General features: G+C 73.7%; 19 protein-coding genes. 5 read left to right on the top strand and 14 right to left on the bottom strand.

The annotated features are described in order from the left end of the window. Positions 1-54 precede the first annotated feature (54 nt). From AW274_RS26485 to gnd, 7 genes are read right to left on the bottom strand one after another with little or no spacing between them, the layout of a single operon-like run. The gene (locus AW274_RS26485; protein WP_157520745.1) at positions 55-1,095 is read right to left on the bottom strand and encodes a thioesterase domain-containing protein; all 1,041 of its coding nucleotides are present in this window, start codon (positions 1,093-1,095) and stop codon (positions 55-57) included. A gap of 14 nt (positions 1,096-1,109) precedes the next feature. Continuing rightward, a complete protein-coding gene (locus AW274_RS26480; RefSeq protein WP_083974833.1) occupies positions 1,110-2,297 on the bottom strand; it encodes an MFS transporter in 1,188 nt (395 codons plus the stop codon). Further along, positions 2,285-3,496 carry an ATP-grasp domain-containing protein gene (locus AW274_RS26475; protein ID WP_062437252.1) on the bottom strand — a complete coding sequence of 404 codons (1,212 nt, stop codon included), beginning with the start codon at positions 3,494-3,496 and terminating at the stop codon, positions 2,285-2,287. Before AW274_RS26475 ends, AW274_RS26480 begins: the two co-directional genes overlap by 13 nt. Further along, positions 3,493-4,860 carry an amino acid adenylation domain-containing protein gene (locus AW274_RS26470; RefSeq protein ID WP_062437251.1) on the bottom strand — a complete coding sequence of 456 codons (1,368 nt, stop codon included), beginning with the start codon at positions 4,858-4,860 and terminating at the stop codon, positions 3,493-3,495. The genes AW274_RS26475 and AW274_RS26470 overlap by 4 nt, the downstream gene beginning before the upstream one ends. Continuing rightward, complete coding sequence (locus tag AW274_RS26465; RefSeq protein ID WP_062437250.1) at positions 4,857-5,075, bottom strand: phosphopantetheine-binding protein; 219 nt, start codon at positions 5,073-5,075, stop codon at positions 4,857-4,859. The genes AW274_RS26470 and AW274_RS26465 overlap by 4 nt, the downstream gene beginning before the upstream one ends. Next, complete coding sequence (locus tag AW274_RS26460) at positions 5,072-6,097, bottom strand: hypothetical protein (RefSeq protein ID WP_062437249.1); 1,026 nt, start codon at positions 6,095-6,097, stop codon at positions 5,072-5,074. Before AW274_RS26460 ends, AW274_RS26465 begins: the two co-directional genes overlap by 4 nt. Next, positions 6,081-6,992, bottom strand: coding sequence for a phosphogluconate dehydrogenase (NAD(+)-dependent, decarboxylating) (gene gnd / locus AW274_RS26455; RefSeq protein ID WP_062437248.1), 912 nt, complete (start codon positions 6,990-6,992; stop codon positions 6,081-6,083). The genes AW274_RS26460 and gnd overlap by 17 nt, the downstream gene beginning before the upstream one ends. 108 nt (positions 6,993-7,100) lie before the next feature. Between gnd and AW274_RS26450 the strand changes: the two genes are divergently transcribed. Next, positions 7,101-7,769, top strand: a complete 669-nt coding sequence (locus AW274_RS26450) for an HAD family hydrolase (protein ID WP_062437247.1) — start codon at positions 7,101-7,103, stop codon at positions 7,767-7,769. Here the strand turns inward: AW274_RS26450 and AW274_RS26445 are convergent. Further along, complete coding sequence (locus AW274_RS26445; RefSeq protein WP_157520744.1) at positions 7,745-8,656, bottom strand: S66 peptidase family protein; 912 nt, start codon at positions 8,654-8,656, stop codon at positions 7,745-7,747. The two genes, AW274_RS26450 and AW274_RS26445, sit on opposite strands and share 25 nt — an antisense overlap. 113 nt (positions 8,657-8,769) lie before the next feature. Here AW274_RS26445 and AW274_RS26440 point away from each other — a divergent pair, with 113 nt between their 5' ends. Next, positions 8,770-9,849, top strand: coding sequence for a hypothetical protein (locus tag AW274_RS26440; protein ID WP_157520743.1), 1,080 nt, complete (start codon positions 8,770-8,772; stop codon positions 9,847-9,849). 34 nt (positions 9,850-9,883) lie between these two features. Here AW274_RS26440 and AW274_RS26435 read toward each other — a convergent pair whose 3' ends face one another. The 3 genes from AW274_RS26435 to AW274_RS26425 form a co-directional block, all read right to left on the bottom strand. Then, entirely contained in the window at positions 9,884-10,606 is a 723-nt protein-coding gene (locus AW274_RS26435; RefSeq protein WP_062437244.1) for a VOC family protein, read from the bottom strand. Between the two features lie 72 nt (positions 10,607-10,678). Further along, on the bottom strand, positions 10,679-11,233 hold the full coding sequence (locus AW274_RS26430) for a hypothetical protein (RefSeq protein ID WP_157520742.1): 555 nt from the start codon (positions 11,231-11,233) through the stop codon (positions 10,679-10,681). A 116-nt stretch (positions 11,234-11,349) separates the two neighbouring features. After that, positions 11,350-11,868, bottom strand: a complete 519-nt coding sequence (locus AW274_RS26425) for a winged helix-turn-helix transcriptional regulator (RefSeq protein ID WP_062437242.1) — start codon at positions 11,866-11,868, stop codon at positions 11,350-11,352. A 96-nt stretch (positions 11,869-11,964) separates the two neighbouring features. On the opposite strand from AW274_RS26425, the gene AW274_RS26420 reads away from it, so the two are divergent. From AW274_RS26420 to AW274_RS26410, 3 genes are all read left to right on the top strand, one after another. Then, positions 11,965-12,492, top strand: a complete 528-nt coding sequence (locus AW274_RS26420; protein WP_062437241.1) for a DUF302 domain-containing protein — start codon at positions 11,965-11,967, stop codon at positions 12,490-12,492. Beyond that, complete coding sequence (locus tag AW274_RS26415) at positions 12,489-13,346, top strand: haloalkane dehalogenase (protein ID WP_062437240.1); 858 nt, start codon at positions 12,489-12,491, stop codon at positions 13,344-13,346. The genes AW274_RS26420 and AW274_RS26415 overlap by 4 nt, the downstream gene beginning before the upstream one ends. 79 nt (positions 13,347-13,425) lie before the next feature. Then, positions 13,426-14,628, top strand: a complete 1,203-nt coding sequence (locus AW274_RS26410) for an alpha/beta hydrolase family protein (RefSeq protein WP_198169422.1) — start codon at positions 13,426-13,428, stop codon at positions 14,626-14,628. Between the two features lie 45 nt (positions 14,629-14,673). On the opposite strand, the gene AW274_RS26405 is transcribed toward AW274_RS26410, so the two are convergent. Genes AW274_RS26405 through AW274_RS26395 form a run of 3 tightly spaced genes read right to left on the bottom strand, consistent with a single transcriptional unit; the run spans position 14,674 to position 17,962 of the window. After that, positions 14,674-16,044: an aldehyde dehydrogenase family protein gene (locus AW274_RS26405; RefSeq protein WP_083974829.1), complete on the bottom strand. Its 1,371-nt coding sequence runs from the start codon at positions 16,042-16,044 to the stop codon at positions 14,674-14,676. Beyond that, positions 16,041-16,943 carry a BadF/BadG/BcrA/BcrD ATPase family protein gene (locus tag AW274_RS26400; protein ID WP_062437239.1) on the bottom strand — a complete coding sequence of 301 codons (903 nt, stop codon included), beginning with the start codon at positions 16,941-16,943 and terminating at the stop codon, positions 16,041-16,043. Before AW274_RS26400 ends, AW274_RS26405 begins: the two co-directional genes overlap by 4 nt. Then, the gene (locus tag AW274_RS26395; RefSeq protein WP_062437238.1) at positions 16,940-17,962 is read right to left on the bottom strand and encodes an SIS domain-containing protein; all 1,023 of its coding nucleotides are present in this window, start codon (positions 17,960-17,962) and stop codon (positions 16,940-16,942) included. The genes AW274_RS26400 and AW274_RS26395 overlap by 4 nt, the downstream gene beginning before the upstream one ends. Positions 17,963-17,981: the final 19 nt, after the last annotated feature.

The raw sequence follows: 17,981 nt of genomic DNA, 5'->3' as shown, positions 1-17,981 counted from the left end.
TTCCGCAGGTTAAGCGGCAGATGGCGACGATCGCGGTTCCCGCGCGGTGTGTCGCTACGCCACGGCGTCGGCGAACTCCCGGGTCCGCATGAGGCCCAGGCTGTCCTCCTCGTCGAGCACGACGTTCCGGGCGTTCGGGGCCACCGGCGACCAGTCGGCGGCCTCGCCGGTCGCGGTCCGCGCCGTCTGGAAGACCAGGGCCGGTCCCCGGTAGGGCCGGGGGTCGTAGTTCTCCTGCGCGAACGCGCCCGCGGCGGCCACCACGGCGTGCCAGAAGAGGTCCTCCGGTTTCACCCCGTCGAGCCGGAACGTCTCCTCGAAGACGGCGAGCACGTCGGCGCGGTTCGCCGCCAGGTCGAGGTCGCCGAACATGAGCTGCACGTAGGCGAGCCGTTCGAGGTAGAGGTCGGCGGGTCCGGTCCCGGCGGGCCGTTGCCGCACGCCCGGCCTGATCGAGTTCACCCCGCCCGCGTCGAGGGAGAACGCCGACGGCAGCAGCGCCAGCACGGGCACCTCCTCGCCCGCCTCGGCCAGCCGGTGGGCCATCTCGAACGCCACGTGGCTGCCCATGCAGAACCCGCCGATCGTGTACGGGCCGTGCGGCTGCACGCGGCGGATCTGGGCGACGTACTGCTGAGCGATCTCGACCATCGACAGCGGGGGGCGGGTGCGGTCGCGCAGCCCGATGGCCTCGATGCCGTAGACCGGGCGGCCGCGCCGGAAGTCGTCCACGACCTCTTCCATGAAACGCACCTGGCCGAGGCCGGTGTGCACGAAGAACAGCGGCGGGCCCGCGCCGTCGGCGAGCCGCACCAGCGTGTCGGCCTCCGACGACCACACCGACGTGCCCTCCTCCCACAGGTCGGCGAAGGCCGGGTACTCCCCGGGCGCGTCGGGCGGCCGGTTCCGCAGGGCCTCCGCCAGCAGCGGCACGGTCGGCGAGCGGAGCAGGTCGCGCATGCTGACCGGGAGGCCCGACTGCTGGAGGCCCACCACGAAGGCGACCATCGCCGCCACGCCGCCGGGGCCGGACAGGAAGCCGTCGCCCGCCCCGGGCGCGATCCGCCGCCAGCGGGACCGCAGGTAGTCGTCCATGATCGAGCCTCTCTTCACGACGGAGCCCGCCGCACGGCCAGGATCGGCCGGGCCAGCGGGAGGGACAGATGGACGACCGCGTGCACGACGGTGATCGCGACGACGGTCGCCGACGTGCCGGCCGCGGCGGCCACCGCGCCGACCGCCAGGTAGCCGAGCGGGGCGAAGAACACCGACCCCATCCAGTCGTAGGAGCTGATCCGCGAGATGACGGCCGGGTCGACGTTCTCCTGGAGCGCCGACTCCCACAACGTGTCGGCCGCGACCAGCCCTGCGCTCGCCGCGACCGAGGCGAACACCAGCGCCACCACGGGCAGCCCGGCGGTCAGGCCCAGCAGGAACGGCACGTCGAGCAGCAGCAGCGCGCACGCCAGCGCGACCGGCCGGCGAGGTCGCCGGCGCAGGAGCAGCAGCCCCCCGGCGATGGCCCCGACGCTGCGCGCCGTCAGGACGGCCGCCCACCCGCCCGCGTCTCCGGTGATCAGCGGCCCGAGCACGTAGACGACCGGCAGCACGGTGGCCTGGTAGACCGCGAACGACCCCACCATCAGCCACACCCAGGTGGTGCGGCGGAACACCGACCACCCCTCGGCCAGCTCCCGGGTGAACGACGCCCGTCCGGCCGGCGCGGACAGCCGCGGCAGCCCCGCCACCGCCGCGGCGGACACCAGGAACGTGGCCGCGTTCGCCAGCAGCGCCCACTCCGGCCGCCAGACGGCCGCGATCCCGGCGGCGGCCGGAGGGCCGAGCACCGCCGCCGTGTTCATGGCCGTGCGCAACACGGCGTTGGCCCGTTGCAGGCCGGTCACCGGCACGAGTTGCGGCAGCACGCCGATGAGCGCGGGCACGGCCAGGGCGCTGGCGCAGCCGTACAGGATCTGGACCAGGACCAGCAGGTGCAGCAGGCTCGTGCCGCCGTGCCACAGCAGCAGGGCGGTCGCGATCTGGGTGGACGCCATCAGCAGGTCGCCTGCGACGAGCACGGCCCGGCGGTCGAGGCGGTCGCCGAGCACGCCTCCGGCCAGCAGGAACACCGTCTTGGGCAGGATCGCCGCGCCGAGCACCACGCCGAGGGCGGCGGCGCTCGCGCCGTGCCAGATCAGCGCCACCGGCAGCGCGACGGCCGCCATCTGGTTGCCGAAGGCCGACACCGACGAACCGGCCACGTAGCGGCGCACGGGCGAGGTCGTCACCGCAGGCATGCGGGCCAGTCCCCGGTCACGGCTTCGCCGTGCTCGCCGGTGAACGCGAACGCCGCGTGGAGGTGGTCGGCCAGGTCGCGGAACCGGTCCCAGAGCTCCCGGTGGTCTGCGCCCGCCAGCCAGACCGTGGCGACCGCGTCGTCGGTGCCGCGCCGCCAGTCGCACGGCTCCCCGGCCCCGCGCACCTCGTCGACGGCCAGCACGCCGGGACGGCGGCCCAGGCTGCGGCGGTCGGGGGCCCGGCTGATCCGCCGCGCGCCCTGCGGCGCGGGGAACAACATGACGGCCACGCACCGCCGCCAGGCGATCGACGCGGGTGCTCCGGAGGCGCCGGCCGCGACGTCGAGGGCCAGCCTGCCCACGTCGACGTCGGCGCCGTAACGGGCCGCGCGGGCGACGAAGCCGCCCAGCCGGCCGTTGACCTCGATGATCTCGTCGCGGTCGACGCCCGGCTTGAGCTCCACGTGGTAGCTCCCGGGGCCCGCCCCGAGCGCCGCCAGCGCCTCGCCGGCCGTGGCGACCAGCCGGGCCACCACGCTCTCCGGCCGCGACGTCGGCCACATCAGCCCGGTCTCCCGGCACGGCGCGGCCAGCGGGGCGCGGTCGGTGCCGAACGCCAGCGGGCCGACCAGCTCGACCGAGAGGTAGTCGGCCGGCAGGGACGCCGTGCCGGGCAACCCGGCGACGAACTCCTCGGCGAACAGCCGGTGCGGGCCGGCGGTGAACGCGTCGACGTCGGCGGGGGTGCGGAGCAACCAGGTGTGCGCGCTGGCGACCCCGTCGACCGGTTTGACCACCACGCCGCCGCCCCACTCGGCCAGGAGGGGCCGGACCTGCTCCGGGTGGTCGAGCACGGCCGACCGCACGCGGGAGACGCCCGCCGCGACCAGGCGGCGGCGCTGCTCCTCCTTGTCCGGCCAGCGTTCGCGGCGGATGCGCGCCGCCAGGGGGCAGAGCCGGTCGGTGAACGTCGTGACCGCGCCGGCCCCGGCGGCGGCGATGACGGCCGCGCACCCCTCGGCGTCGGCGAAGTCGGCGTGGACGGTCGGGGCCAGCGCCTCGGCGACCGTGCGCAGGCGGTCGTCGGTCCGGTGGTCCAGGACGAACAGGACCGGCAGGTCGTCCCCGGCGGCCGTGACGATCTCCACCGGGGTCAGGGAGGCGCGGTCGGCGACCAGGACCGCCAGCGGGCCGGTCACCGCAACGCCCGGCGGTCGACCTTGCCCGCGGTGGTCCTCGGGAGCGCGGCCACGGGTTCGATGCGGGCCGGACGCATGGCGGCGGGCAGCCGTTCGGCCAGCCAGCGGCGCAGGCTCCGCACGTCCACGCCCTCGCCGACGACGAACGCGGTGAGGTGGGTGCGGGCCGGGTCGTCGCGGGCGCTGACCACGACCACCGCCTCCGACACGCTCTCGTGCGTCTCCAGCGTGCGTTCGATCTCGCCGAGCTCGATGCGGTGGCCGCGCAGTTTGACCTGGTCGTCGTCGCGGCCGAGGAACTCGATCCGGCCGTCGCCGCGCAGCCGGCCCCGGTCGCCGGTGTGGTAGCAGAGCCGGGTGCCGTCGGGGGTCTCGCGGGGGCGGAACCGGTCGGCCGTCAGGTCGGGCCGGTCGAGGTAGCCGAGGGCGAGGCCGTGGCCGTACAGGAGGATCTCGCCCTCCGGGGACAGGCACCGGCCGCTGCCGGGCAGCGCGGCGCCGAGGGCGACGTCGTCGGCGGAGGAGACCTCGTGGGCCGAGGCCCAGATGGTCGCCTCGGTCGGGCCGTAGACGTTCCAGAGGCGGCGGCCCCGGGTCAGCAGGTGCGCGGCCAGGGTGGTGGTCAGCTCCTCGCCGCCGCACCACAGGTCGGCGCCGGGCGCGCCGGGCCAGCCGGCGGCCACGGCCAGCCGCCAGAAACTCGGGGTCGCCTGCACGACGTCGGGGGAGTGCCTGCGCACCGCCGCCGCGAAGATCTCCGGGTCGAGACGGGCTTCCTCCGGGGCGGCGACCACGGTGCCGCCGACGGTCAGTGGCAGCAGCAGCTCGGCGATCGAGATGTCGAACGACAACGCGGTCATCGCCAGCATGGCCTGGCCCGCCCGCAGCCCCGGCACGGCGGCCAGGCCGGTCAGCCGGTCGGCCAGCGCCCGATGGGAGACCAGCACGCCCTTCGGGCCGCCGGTCGAGCCGGAGGTGTAGAGCAGATAGGCGACTTCTTCCAGCCCGGCTCGCGGCACGCCCGGTTCGCGCACGACGTCGAGCGGCATGGTTTTGCCCGGCCGCAGGACGGCGGCCGGGCGGGCGTCCGCCAGCAGAACCGCCCGGTGCAGGGGCGGGCTGTCCTGGTTGAGCGGCGTCAGCGCGCAGCCGGAGCGGGCGGCGGCCAGATAGGCCAGCGCGCCCAGGGCCGGGTCTCCCGTGTCGAGCGCGACCAGGCCGCCGCGGAAAGGCTCCAGCCAGGAGCCGAGGTCGTCGGCGCGGGCCCGCAGTTCGCCGTAGGCGACGACCCCGGCGTCGGAGCGGATCGCCGGGTGCTCCGGTTGGCGTTCGGCGTGTTCCAGGAAGGCGGTCCAGACGGTCACGCGCGGCCGTCCACCAGTTCGTGCACCCCGGCCGGGGTGGGGCGGCGGATGACGTCGATCATGCGCAGGGTCACGCCGGTGCGCTCCTGGATGCGCGCGATCAGCGTCAGCACCAGGAACGAGGTGCCGCCGACCTCGAAGAAGCTCTCGTCGGCCGCCAGGTCGTCGGTCTCCAGGATCTCGGCCATCAGGCCGGCCACCTCTGACTCGGTCATCCGTCACTCCTCTCGGGCCCGCGCGCGAGCCGCCTGGTGTTCTCGGCGTCGAGCACGCCGCCGTGCAGCGGCTCGAACACGGCGCCCCTCGACGCCTTCGGGGTCCGGGCGGCGGTGCCCGCGCGGATGGCGGTCAGCCCGTGCGCGCGGGCGTACGCGTGCGGGCGGTGGTGGATCAGGTCGAGGTAGAGCGCCAGCCGGGCCGGGTCGTCGGAGGGCGGCAGGCCGATCTCGTGCAGTTCGAGGCCGCCGCGCCAGACCAGGGCGGTGAGCACGCCGCGGTGCGGCCCGGCGCGGCCGTCGAACACGATCACCTCGACCCCCTCGCAGGCGGCCCACTGGTCGTGGCGCAGGCGCACGAACTCGGCGTCGTCGAACGCGCCCATCCGCAGGTTGTGCGCGGCGACGAGCCCGGCGGTGGCCGGATCGGCGTCCCGCCACGGCACGACCGACACGGCCGTGGCGGCCCGCTCGATCAGCCGCCGGTCGCGGCGCAGCACCCCGCGCACCCGCGACGGCGGCTCGCCGAGCGTGAACCGGGCCTCGTGCGCCACGACCGCCCAGCGCACCCGGCCGCCGGTGGCGGCGTCGACCATCCGGCGGGCGCGGTCGTAGAGGAACGGGAAGACCAGGCAGCGGTCCTCCTCGACGGCGATCCGGGCCGCCGCGCGCAGCCCTTCCCGGGCCAGGTGCGCGGGCAGGTGCAGGGCGGTGCGGCGGTCGTACACGCCCCCGACGAGCAGGCAGCGGACGGGGGCGATCTCCGGGTCGGGGGTGTAGGCCCGGTCGGGCCAGACGCGCCCGGCCGGGCGGTAGAGCGGCACCAGCGCGTCGAGGCCGCCGGCCGATTCCGCCGCGACGTAGGAGCAGCGCCAGCGTCCGTCGGCCTCGACGCCGAGCAGCCGGGCCGGTGCGCCGGCCGCGCCCGCGTCGGGGTCGAACGCGGCGGGCGTGAGGCCGGGCAGGTCCGACAGGGTCGTGGCGGTCCGGAACCGGACCTCCGGGTCAGGCCACCGGTCCATGGGGCCGGTTGACGACGTGACCGCCGAACTCCTCCCGCAGCGCCGAGAGGACCTGCCCGCCGAAGGAGGTCTCCTGCCGGGAGCGCAGCCGCGTCAGCAGGGCGGCGGTCATCGCGGGGGCCGGGACGTTGCGGTCGATCGCCTCCAGCACCGCCCAGCGGCCCGTCCCGAGGTCTTCGACGTAGTCGGAGAACTTCGACAACTCCGGATCGGAGTCGAGTTTCCCGGCGAGCAGGTCGAGCAGCCGCGACTGGACGAGGCTGTTGTGCCGCCACAGCTCGGCGATGGCGGGCAGGTCGAGGTCGTAGGTGCTGGCCTTGAGCACCTCGAAGCCTTCGGCATAGGCTTCGAGCAGCCCGTATTCGATGCCGTTGTGGATCATCTTCACGTAGTGGCCGGCTCCCGAAGGGCCGACGTACCGACATCCGCCCTCGGGGGCGATGCACCGCAGGATCGGCATCGTCTCCGCCGCCAGCTCGGGGTCGCCGCCGACCATCAGGCAGTAGCCCTCCGCCCGGCCGAGCAGCCCCGACGACGTGCCGACGTCGAGGAACCGTAACCTTTTCTCCCGGCAGCGTTCGGCCCGCTCGACCGTCTCGTGGAAGTTGGTGTTCCCCCCGTCGATCAGGAGGTCTCCCGGTTCGAGATTGTCTTCGAGGTAGGCGGTCACCTCACGTGTCGGCGGACCGGCCGGCAACATCGTCCACACGGTGCGCGGCGCGGGCAGGGCGGCGATCAGCGCCGCGAGGTCGCCGGCCCGTTCGAGGCCCTCGCCGAGCAGATCGGCGGTCGCCGCGTCGTCGAGGTCGTGGCCCACCACCCGGTGACCGTCCCGCAGCCAGTGCCGTGCGATGCCGGCCCCCATCCGGCCGAGTCCCACCAGCCCGATATCCATTTCGTCCTCCCGACGCTGCGCCCCGGCCTCGGTGAAATGTCGCGGTCAAGACGTTATCAAACACACGCCCAAATTGGCATATATACATATCCGGAAATAGGAGGCACAATGACCGACCGGATTCTCGTTTTCGATTTCGACGGCGTGATCATGGACACCGAGTCGGCGGTGGTGGCCGGATGGCGCGCCGAGTGCGCCGACCTTGACATCCATTTCGACGAAAAGGCGTTCGTGGCCACGCTCGGGCAGCAGAGCCTGCGGCCCGAACGGGTGGCCGACGTCCTCGGCGACGCCGGCGGCGACCCGCTGGCGGCGCTGCTCCGCATCCGCACGCGGGTGCGGGAACTGGCCCTCGACCTGCCGGCGCTGCCGGGCGTGCGGGAGCTGCTGGCCGAGGCGCGGGCGGCCGGGGTGCCGACCGCCGTCGCCTCGGGCGCGTCGCGGGAATGGGTGACCGGCCATCTCGACCGGCTCGGCCTCCTGCCGCAGTTCGCCGGGGTGTACGGCCGCGACGACGTTCCGGCCGCCAAACCCGCCCCGGACGTCTACCTGGCGGCCGTGGCCGGCCTGGGCGCGACGGCGGAGGCGGGCGTCGCGATCGAGGACACCGCCACCGGGGTCACCGCCGCCAAGGCGGCCGGGCTGCGCTGCGTGGCGGTCCCCGGGCCGCTCACCGCCGGGCACGACCTGGCCGCCGCCGACCTGCTGCTGCCCTCGCTGGCCGGGGTCGGGCTCGACGACCTGTTCCGCGTTCAGGCCAGCGCGGAAACCGTGTAGGTCAGCGAACGGTCACCGGTGTCCAGCACCGCCGGGACGCCGAGGGGCACGGTCAGCTGGCGGGGGCCGTGCCCCACGTCGAACCCGGCCAGAATGGGCACGCCGAGGGGCGCGAGGCGTTCGTACAGGATCGAATCGGGGTCGGGCCCGCAGTTCCGCCACCGGCCCGCCACCACCGCGACCGCGCCGTCGAACCAGCCCGCCCGCAGCAGCTGGGTGAACAGCCGGTCGAGGCGGTGGGCCTCCTTGTTGACGTCCTCCAGCACCACCACGCAGCCCGCCGCCGACCCGGCCTCTGGGCTGCCCAGCAGCGCCGCGAGCAGGTTGAGGTTGCCGCCGGTCACCGGGCCCTCGGCCCTCCCGGGTACGAGCTCGACCGCGCCGGGGCAGTGCAGCCGCCGCGTCTCGCCGGGCGCCATCAGGGTGCGGATCAGCTGCCCCGCCCAGCGGTCGCCGAGGTCGCCGGTGCCCAGCGCCGTGCCGGCCACCATGGGCCCGTAGAGGCCGACCGCGCCGGTGTGCTCGGCCAGCCAGCGGTGCAGCACCGTCACGTCGCTGGAGCCGACCAGCGGCTTCGGCGCGGCGGCGGCGAACCGGGCCGGGTCGAGGTGGCCGAGGAGCCGCAGCGCGCCGTAGCCGCCCCGGGCGCAGAGCACCGCGCGCACCCGCTCGTCGCACCAGGCGGCGGTCAGATCGGCGGCCCGCTGCTCGTCGGCGCCGGCGAACAGGCCGTGCCGGGCCAGCACGTGGTCGCCCACGACCACGTCGAGACCGGCCTTCCGCAGCCGCTCGCAGCCGTACGCCAGCCGTTCGGGCGACACCGGCCCGCTGGGCGCGACCACCGCCACCCGGTCGCCCGGACGCAACCTCGGGCTTAACCGGGACATGTCATATGACATTATTTCGAATTGCCCGTCTCACCTGGCGGAACGCCTCCTTTTCCCGCTCGTGTTTCCGGTTTATGAACGGCGTGACACCTTGTCGCACCGAAAGGAAGCACATGTCGCGATTATCAAGGATTCTGCTCAGCGTCGCCGTCGCGCTGGGCGTGATCCAGGTCGCCGCCCCCACGGCCCAGGCAGCGGTGCCGAACCGCTGGGGGTTCGCCTACGTCAACGTCCCGGCCGGAATCCCCAGCCTCAGCCACCAGGCTGGAAGCTGGCCGAGTGGCTTCAACGTCAGCGTGACCCCGGGTGGGGCAGGTGAGACCATCGTCCGGTTCCCGCAGATCGCGGGCTTCGGCGGCGTCGTCCACGTCACGGCGGTCTACGACGGCCCGGCGATCTGCCAGGCCGCCAAGTGGATGTCGATCGGCCCGGACATGGTCGTCCACGTCCGGTGCCACCAGTTCGGCGGCTCGCCGCTGACGGTTCCGTTCACGGTCACCTACTCCGAGAGCAGCGGCGCCATGACGGGCCCGGCCACCTCGGCGTTCGGGTACGTCCACTACGACTCCGGCATCGTCACCCAGTACAACTCGGCCGGTCTCGGCAACATCGTCGCGGTGCTCGGCACCGGCTACTACAAGGTCACGCTCCCGGGGCTCGGCTTCACGGCCGCGGCGGGCAACCTCCAGGTGACGGCGGTCAACGACCTGGCGCCGGCCCGGTGCAAGGTCTCGATGTGGGCGCCCGGATCGGCGGCCCAACAGGCCGAGGTACGGTGCTTCAACGCGGCCAACACGCCGCAGAACAGCGGGTTCTCCCTCACCTACCAGCGCGAACGCAACATCAACGGGCGCTGGGTGCCGCCGAAGACCTACGCCTACACCTTCGACCACACCCCGACGAACGCCGGGCCCTACGCCCCCGCCCCCGTGGGGGTCAACTTCAACTCGCAGAGCGCCACCAACACCGTGCAGAGCTCCGGCACGGGCCTGCGCATGGTCACCTTCCCGAAGGTCGGCTATGCGCAGGACCACGTGCAGGTGACGGCCTACGGCAACTCGGCCGACTACTGCAACCTGCAGATGTTGTGGAACACGTGGAGCGGGATCGCCACGGTGCGCAACGTGGTCTGCTGGAACGCCACGACGAGACTCAACCGGGCCTCGTTCGTGTCGTACACGTCGACCCTCTGACGTGACGGGGCGGGCCCCGCGCCCGCCCCGTTCTTCAGCGCCGCCCCAGCACGCAGAACTCGTTGCCCTCCGGGTCGGCCATGACCGTCCACGGCACGTCCCCCTGCCCCACGTCGGCGGGCTTGGCCCCCAGCGCCTCCAGCCGGGCCAGCTCGGCCGCCTTGGCGTCGACGGGGTTCGGCAGCAGATCGATGTGGACGCGATGCGCCGTGGTCTTGAGGTGGGGGACGCGAAGGAATTCCAGGTAGGGCCCCATGTTCTCGGCCGCGCGCAGCCGCGCGCGGTCGCCGGTCTCCTCGTGGACGACCCAGGCGGTCGCCTCGCCCCAGAACGCGGCCATGGCGTGCGGGTCGGCGCAGTCGACGACCACGGCGGCGATCGGCCCGGTGTCGCCCTCCCGGGGCTCCCGGACGCAGAAGACGTTGCCCTCCGGATCGGCCAGCACCGTCCACGGCACGTCGGCGTCGACGGGCGTCGCGCCGAGCGCGGTCAGCCGGGCGACGAGTTCGGCGTGGTGGGCGTCGGAGGAGGTGCCGAGGTCGAGGTGGGCGCGGTGGCGCACGGCGGTGGGATCGGGCACGGCGACGAAGTCGACGCAGACGGCGGAGGGATGGGGCCAGTCGAAGCCGACGGGCTCGATGTTGCTCACCCCGGGCTCCTCGGTGTCGACCTCCCACCCGAGCGCATCGGCCCAGAACCGGCCGAGCGCCACGTCGTCACCGGCCTTGACGTTCACCTGAACGAGTCGCAGTCCCATGTCGAGGACCCTAACCCCCGGCGGCCGGCGCGACGGGTCGTGGGAACGGGACGGACGGTTGTCCCGCCGCCGTCATCCGCCGGGGGTCAACGTCGCACGGGGCAGCGACTCCCACAGAGCTTCCTCGTCGCCGACGACGACGTCGAGCCCGCCGTCGACGACCTGGCCGACGGCGGCACCGTTGACGAACGGTTCGGACGTCTCCCCGAAGACCTTGATCAGCATCCTGGTGGGGGTGCAGAACAGAGCCGCCTTGGAGCTGGAGGCGGTCACCGTCGGCTCGACCGGTCCCGAGAACCCGTCGGGTCGCATCGGGCCGCCCTCGGACCGGGTCAGGTCGATGGACATGTCGACGTCGGTGCGCTCGCTCCACTCCGAGCCGGCCAGCCCGCACACGCCCGAGGGATCGATCCACGCGTGCAGGTCGTAGCGGCCGACCCGGATCTGCGCCAGGGGCCGCCCCGCCTCGTCGGGCAATTTCGGGTCGCCGGTCATACCCGCGAGCTTGACCAGCGGCCACTGGGACGGGTCCTTCAGCACCGGGTTCGCGGGAGGCGGCGTGGAACAGGCCCCCAGCACGAGTAAGACCACGAGGGTGGTCGCAGCCCGAACCCGTCGATCGATCACGGTCTCCCCGTTCTGCCGCAGAGTTGATCTTCAGCTTAGGCGTCGCTCGGCTCCAGGGGACGAAAACCGGCATCGGGGCTGCGCCCCGCCCGCTTCCTGATCGATCTCGACCTGAATCAGGAGCCCGTTTCCGCGGTGCCGGTCGTGTCCGTGAGGATGGGGGCGGCCAGGGTGATCGGGTCGGGGGAGAGCCAGGGGCGGACCCAGGCCTCCTCCTCGCGCCGGATGGGCTCCCCGCACGCCTGGCACACCCCTCCCGGCGTCGTGACCTGGCCGCAGCGCTGGTGGATCACCTGCATCGAGCCGGTCGTCGCAGCCGGCTCGGTGTGTTCCTCGCCCCAGACCGCCAGGGCGTGCAGGACCGGCAGGACCTCGGCCCCGGCGGCTGTGAGCCGGTATTCGTGCCGGGTCCGGCCGCCCTCCCGATAGGGCACCCGCAGCAGCAGGCCCGCCTCGACCAGGCGGGCGAGGCGGTTGGACAGGATGTTGTCGGCGATGCCGAGTTCGGCGCGGAAGGCGTCGAAGCGGGTGGTGCCGAGGTTGGCGTTGCGCAGGATGAGGAGCGTCCATCGTTCGCCCAGGAGGCCGACGGCGCGGCCGATCGGGCAGGGTGCGTCCGCATTACTGGCTTGCATAGTGCAAGTCTACGCTTGTCATCGGGAAGTGGCAGGCGTAGAGTGGCTTTTGATTTGAAAGTCAGCTTATGTCCGACCTGGTGAAGGGGGATCACCATGACGGCCATCACGACCGATCGGGTCCAGGACGTCGCGCGCGAGGTCCACCGGCTGACCGTCGACACCGGCCTGCCGTTCGAGACCTTCCTGGAGCGCTACGAACGGGCGGTGCCGCCGTTCGAGCTCGCCCGCTACGCCGACCGGGGCGACTGGAACGCCGTCCTGCGCGCCGCCGCGGCCGACGCGCCCTACGACTTCATGATCTTCTGGAAGCTCGACAACACCGCGCTCATGCGGGCCTCCGGCGACCGGTGGCAGAGCGTGCAGTACCTGATGGGCAATCACACCATCGCCCAGCGCATGTTCCACCACGATCCCGGCATCCTGCTCTACGCGCCGCTGCGCACCACGATCTACCAGGACGCCACCGGGGCCACCCGCTTCTCCATCGACCAGCCGAGCGCCCAGTTCGCCTCCTTCGGCGATCCCGAGATCGCCGCCGTCGGCGTCGAACTCGACCGCAAGGTCGCCGCGCTCCTCGACCACCTCGACGTGCCCGTGCCCGAACGGCTCGTGTCGGCATGAAGAGGTTCGCCGAGGTCGACGGCGTGAAGATGGCCTATCTCGACGAGGGGGAGGGCCGGGCGATCGTGTTCCAGCACGGCAACCCGACCTCGTCCTACCTGTGGCGCAACGTCATGCCGCACCTCGAAGGGCTCGGCCGGCTGATCGCCTGCGACCTCGTGGGCATGGGCGACTCCGGCAAGCTGCCCGGGTCGGGGCCCGGCCGTTACTCCTACCGGGAGCAGCGCGACTACCTGTTCGCGCTCTGGGAGCAGCTCGATCTCGGGGACGACGTCGTGTTCGTCGTCCACGACTGGGGTTCTGCCCTCGGCTTCGACTGGGCCCACCAGCATCCCGACCGGGTCGGCGGCATCGCCTACATGGAGGCCATCACCGCCCCGGCGACCTGGGACGACCGGCGGGAGAGCTCGCGGCGGACCTTCCAGGCCCTCCGCTCGCCCGCCGGCGAGTCGATGGTGCTCACGCACAACGTGTTCGTCGAGGAGGTGCTGCCGTCGGGCGTCCTGCGGCAGCTGAGTGAGGAGGAGATGGCGGTCTACCGCGCGCCCTACCTCATCCCCGGCGAGAGCCGCCGGCCGACGCTGAGCTGGCCGCGTCAGCTGCCGATCGAGGGGGAGCCCGCCGACGTGGTGGAGATCGTCGAGGGGTACGGCCGGTGGCTGGCGACGTCCACGGTGCCCAAGCTGTTCGTCAACGGCGACCCGGGCCACCTGCTCATCCGGGGGCCGCGCGAGTTCTGCCGCACCTGGCCCAACCAGACCGAGGTGACGGTGCCGGGCAGGCACTTCGTCCAGGAGGACAGCCCCGATCTGATCGGCGCCGTGGTCGCCGACTTCGTGCGCGGGCTGCCCTGAGGAGGGTGGAGCGGGCTCCACCTCCGTTGGGCGGCGGGCAGGATGGCTGCGCTGACCTGGCCGAACCAGACTTCCCACCATGAAAACGATCAGAAAGACCACCGCCGCCCTCGCCGCCGCCGTCATCGCCCTGGCCCTGGTCCCGCTGCCCGCCTCGGCCGGCCAGCGGGGAGACATCGTGTCGGCCACCCGCCTGGAGAAGTTGTCGCCCAAGCAGGTCACCACCGCACTCAAGGGTGACGCCTGGGACACCGGCAAGGTCCGCTACGGAGTGGAGACCTACCGGCTCGTCTACCGCACCGTCGACGCCACCGGCCGCCCGACCACCGCCAGCGGCCTGGTCGCGTTACCCCGCAACGGCGAGCGCCGCCTGCGGGCGGTGTCGTTCACCCACGGCACCGAGCTCTACAAGGGCGACGCGCCCTCGACCACGGAAGACGTCTGGGGCAAGGCGCCCGCGCTGACCTACGCGTCGGCCGGGATGGCCGCCGTGGCCCCCGACTATCTCGGGCTGGGCACGGGCCCCGGCCCGCATCCCTGGATGGACGTCCCCTCGGAGACCACCGCCTCCCTCGACATGCTGCGCGCCGCCCGCGCGTTCGCGGCCGGGTCGGGCCGCACGCTGGAACGCGGGGTGCTGGTCACCGGGTTCTCGCAGGGAGCCTCGGCGGCGCTCGGGCTGGCCCGCGCCCTGCAATCCGACGCCGACCCGTGGTTCAGGCTCAGGGCCGTCGCCCCGGTCAGCGGCGGCTACGCCTTCCGCAAGGCCGAACTGCCCGCCCTGCTGAAGGGCCAGACCGACCCGAAGGCGGGCGTCATCTACGCCGCGCTCACCTTCGTGGCGTTCAACCGGCTGCACCACGTCTACGACTCGCCGGGCGAGGTCTTCAGGGCGCCGTACGACCAGAAGATCGAGAAGCTCCTCGACGGCACCCACACCGGCCGGGAGATCGTGCCGGCCACCCCGAACACCGTCGACGACCTGCTGACGCCGCGCGGCCGGGCCGCGCTCGCCCACCCGACCGGCGCGCTCGCCGCCGCCCTGCGGGTCGCCGACTCCGTGTGCTCGTGGACGCCGAAGGCGCCGATCAGGCTGTACCTGGCGAAGGGGGACGAGCAGGCGGTGACCGCCAACAGCCGGGTCTGCCGGGCCGACTTCCGGTCGCACGGCGCCGACGTCCCGCTGCTCGACCTCGGCACCCCGGACTACGGCGGCTCGCGCCACCTGGGCTCGCACCAGAAGGCCACCGCGTCGATCGTGCGCTGGTTCGCCTCTCTCTGAAACCGGGTCGGGGGAAGATCGCCTGGCGGTCTTCCCCCGGCGGCGTCAGTAGGGGTAGTGGACGGGCAGGTCCGTGGTGGTCAGCCAGCGCCGGGTGGTGAACTCCTCCAGGTTGTCGTCGCCGCCCGACCGGCCGCCGAGGCCCGACTGGCCGACGCCGCCGAACGGCACGCCCGCCTCGTCCTGCGGCGTCGCGTCGTTGACGTGGACCATGCCGCCGCGCAGCCGCCGGGCCACCGCCAGGCCGCGTCGCAGGTCGGCCGTCACGACCGAGTTGACCAGGCCGTATTCGGTGTCGTTGACGACCCTGATCGCCTCCTCCTCGTCGGCGACGACCAGCACCGGCGCGACGGGGGCGAAGATCTCCTCGCGCCAGAGCCGCATGCCCTCGTCGACCGAGGTCACCACGGCGGGGCGGAAGAACGGGAGCTCGCCCGGACCCCCGGTGAGCACCGAGGCCCCGGCCGCCACCGCCTCCGACAGCATCTCCGCGGCGCGGGTGAACTGGCGTTCGTTGATCATCGGGCCGAGGCCGACCGCCTCGGTGAAGGGGTCGCCGACCTTGACGGCCGCCGCCCGCCGCGTCAGCTCCTCGACGTAGGCGTCGGCGATGCCGGCCTGGACGATGTGGCGGCCGGCCGTGATGCAGGTCTGGCCCTGGTAGTGGAAGCTCGACCAGGCGCCGATCATCGCCGCCTGCTCCAGGTCGGCGTCGTCGAGCACGACCAGGGCGTTGTTGCCGCCGAGCTCCAGCGACACCTTCTTCAGCAGGCCGCCCGCCTGGGCGGCGATGGCACGGCCGACCGCGGTCGAGCCGGTGAAGTGCACCATCGCGGTGTCGGGGTGGGTGACCAGGCGTTCGCCGACCTCGGGGCCGCCCTGCACGATCTGCAGCACGTCGCCGTCGAACAGGTCGGCGAACAGCGCGCCGCCGCTCAGCGGGGTCTCCGGGGACGGCTTCAGCACGACCGCGTTGCCCAGGGCGAGCGCGGGCGCGACCACCCGCATGCCGAGGACCAGCGGGAAGTTCCACGGCGTGATCGCGGCGACCACCCCGAGGGGGAGGCGCTCGGCCAGGCTGAACCGGCCCGCGTGGTTGGAGGGCAGCACCTCGCCGACCGGGCGGGCGGCCAGCGCGGCGGCGGCGTGCAGCTCGCCGATCGCGGCGCCGATCTCGTAGTCGGCCTTGCCGGGGATGCAGCCGGTCTCGCGCACGATCAGGTCGCGTACCTCCGCCGCCCTCGCCTCCAGGCGCGCGGCGGCGGCGCGCAGCACGGCGGCGCGTTCGGTGTACGGCAGCCCGGCCCACTCGGGCTGGGCGGCGGCGGCCCGGCCGACCGCGGCGTCGACGTCGGAGACCGTCGACTCCACCACGGAGCCGAGCGATTCGCCGGTCGATTTGTCCCTTGATTTCATGTCTGCTCCCCAGGTTGGAGACGCCGGGCGAGCGCGACCGCGCCCGTGACAGGGGGTTCGTTCAGCAGGTGGACGGTCAGCCCCGGATGCTCGCGGGCGACCGCGTCGCGGAAGGCGGCGAAGAGGTCGGGCTGGCCCGTCATGACCCCGCCCGCCGCGACGACGTCGGCGACCCCCGCGCCCCGGCCGGCCAGCACCCCGACCAGGTACGCCAGGCTCTCGGCGCCCGCCACGATCGTCGCGCGGGCGTCGGTCGACCCTCGTGCGGCGGCGGCGAACACGGCGGGGGCCTTGGGCGCCCAGTGCTCGGCGGTCGGAAGGTCGTTGACGCTGCGGGCCAGCCCGACCGCGTCGGCCACCCCGAACGCCTCGACCAGCAGCGCCAGCAGCACGTCGCCGCCGTCGCCGGTGTCGTTCCTGGTCAGCGCGGCCCGCACGGCCTCCCTGACGAGGGCGGGCGCACTGCCCTCGTCACCGATGACCCAGCCCCAGCCGCCGGCGAACATCAGCCCGCCGTCGGGCCGCACCGCCACGGCGATCGAGCCGGTGCCGGAGATGACGCCGATGCCTGACGTCAGCCCGGCCGCCGGGACCAGCAGCGCCGCGTCGTTGGTGACCGCGGCGGGGACCCCGGCCGCCGCCGACAACGCGTGCGACAACTCGGCGCAGTGGTGCTCGTCGTCGCAGCCCTGCGCGCCCACGGCGACCGCCGCGAGCGCGACCCCCGCCGGGCGGTGCCGCTCGACCAGATCGGCGATCCAGCGGGCCGCCCCGTCGACGGGCGTCGCCGACCACGTGTCGGTCGGGTCGACCACGTCGGCCAGGACCCGGCCGTCGGGGGTCTCGAACCGCAGGTGGGTCTTGGTGCCGCCGATGTCGAGACCAGCCAGGACGGTCACAGGGCCGCCCCGACCTTGGTGTCGGCGTTGTCGAAGACGAACTCCTCGATGTCGACGCCGGAGTCCTCGGCGACCCGGGCGACGAGCGCCTGGAGCACGAACGCCTCCAGCACCGCCCGCTGGTTCGCCGGGACCGGCGGCAGCCGGACCACCTGCAACGCCGGGCCGGGCGCGACGTCGGCCGAGGTCACCAGGATGACCGGGTGGCCGGCGGCGGCCAGCGTGCGGGCCAGGGTGAGCTCGCGGTCGTCGCCGAACAGCACGTGGACGGTGTCGCCGGCCGACTCCATCGCGCCGTGCAGGTACTGGCGGGTGCTCATCGCCGCCGAGGGCAGCCGGACCGTCTCGCGGAACAGCAGCGCCCCGGCCTCGGCCGAACCGGCCGACGGCCCGCCGCCGACGAAGTCGCCGGCCCGCGCGGTGGCGAACGGCGTCGCCAGCGCGGCAACCCGCCCGGCCAGCTCGGCCTCCAGGGCGTCGACGTGGCCGGGCAGCTGCGCCCAGGACGGGTCGACGGTCCCGCCGTCCCACGCTTCGGCGATCATCCCGAGGGCCACGACGGTCGCGGTGTAGCCGATCGTCGAGGCGTAGCTGTCGGGGATGCCGCCCAGCGACAGGGCGCGGCCCGCCAGGTCGGAGATGGGGGAGGGGGCGGCGTTGGTGACCGCGTACCGGAGATCGGGGTCGACGGTGCCGAGCACGGCCAGCGTCTCGGAGCTGCGCCCGCTCTGCGACACCGCGACCAGTGGGTGCCCGCTGCGCGGGAACGGCAGCGGGTGGTCGCCCGCGCTCAGCCGCCAGGAGTGCACGCCCCGGCTGCGCAGCGTCCACACCGGCGCGCAGGCGGCGGCGTGGCTGGCCCCGATGGCGACGAAGATCGGGCCGTCTCCCCGGAACCAGCCCTCGGCCTGCCGGACCGTGACGTCCCTGCTCAGCCGCTCGATCGCGGTCCGCAGCGCGGCGGCCTGACCGGCCCGCGCGGACGCGAAGGAGATGTGGCCTTCTTTCGGCGTTGACATGCTTGCTTTCCCCAGATGT

Source organism: Herbidospora daliensis (genome assembly GCF_001570585.1).
Taxonomy (GTDB): domain Bacteria; phylum Actinomycetota; class Actinomycetes; order Streptosporangiales; family Streptosporangiaceae; genus Herbidospora; species Herbidospora daliensis.
This window is presented reverse-complemented; position numbering and strand designations above follow the sequence as displayed.

Bases quoted from the DNA above. Each gene is read 5' to 3' on its own strand.
- AW274_RS26440 (WP_157520743.1), top strand. From the start codon at position 8,770: ATGTCGCGATTATCAAGGATTCTGCTCAGCGTCGCCGTCGCGCTGGGC.
- AW274_RS26420 (WP_062437241.1), top strand. From the start codon at position 11,965: ATGACGGCCATCACGACCGATCGGGTCCAGGACGTCGCGCGCGAGGTC.
- AW274_RS26435 (WP_062437244.1), bottom strand. From the start codon at position 10,606: ATGGGACTGCGACTCGTTCAGGTGAACGTCAAGGCCGGTGACGACGTG.
- AW274_RS26415 (WP_062437240.1), top strand. From the start codon at position 12,489: ATGAAGAGGTTCGCCGAGGTCGACGGCGTGAAGATGGCCTATCTCGAC.
- AW274_RS26460 (WP_062437249.1), bottom strand. From the start codon at position 6,097: ATGGACCGGTGGCCTGACCCGGAGGTCCGGTTCCGGACCGCCACGACC.
- AW274_RS26445 (WP_157520744.1), bottom strand. From the start codon at position 8,656: ATGTCCCGGTTAAGCCCGAGGTTGCGTCCGGGCGACCGGGTGGCGGTG.
- AW274_RS26425 (WP_062437242.1), bottom strand. From the start codon at position 11,868: ATGCAAGCCAGTAATGCGGACGCACCCTGCCCGATCGGCCGCGCCGTC.
- AW274_RS26395 (WP_062437238.1), bottom strand. From the start codon at position 17,962: ATGTCAACGCCGAAAGAAGGCCACATCTCCTTCGCGTCCGCGCGGGCC.
- AW274_RS26410 (WP_198169422.1), top strand. From the start codon at position 13,426: ATGAAAACGATCAGAAAGACCACCGCCGCCCTCGCCGCCGCCGTCATC.
- AW274_RS26480 (WP_083974833.1), bottom strand. From the start codon at position 2,297: ATGCCTGCGGTGACGACCTCGCCCGTGCGCCGCTACGTGGCCGGTTCG.
- gnd (WP_062437248.1), bottom strand. From the start codon at position 6,992: ATGGATATCGGGCTGGTGGGACTCGGCCGGATGGGGGCCGGCATCGCA.
- AW274_RS26485 (WP_157520745.1), bottom strand. From the start codon at position 1,095: ATGGACGACTACCTGCGGTCCCGCTGGCGGCGGATCGCGCCCGGGGCG.
- AW274_RS26450 (WP_062437247.1), top strand. From the start codon at position 7,101: ATGACCGACCGGATTCTCGTTTTCGATTTCGACGGCGTGATCATGGAC.
- AW274_RS26465 (WP_062437250.1), bottom strand. From the start codon at position 5,075: ATGACCGAGTCAGAGGTGGCCGGCCTGATGGCCGAGATCCTGGAGACC.
- AW274_RS26405 (WP_083974829.1), bottom strand. From the start codon at position 16,044: ATGAAATCAAGGGACAAATCGACCGGCGAATCGCTCGGCTCCGTGGTG.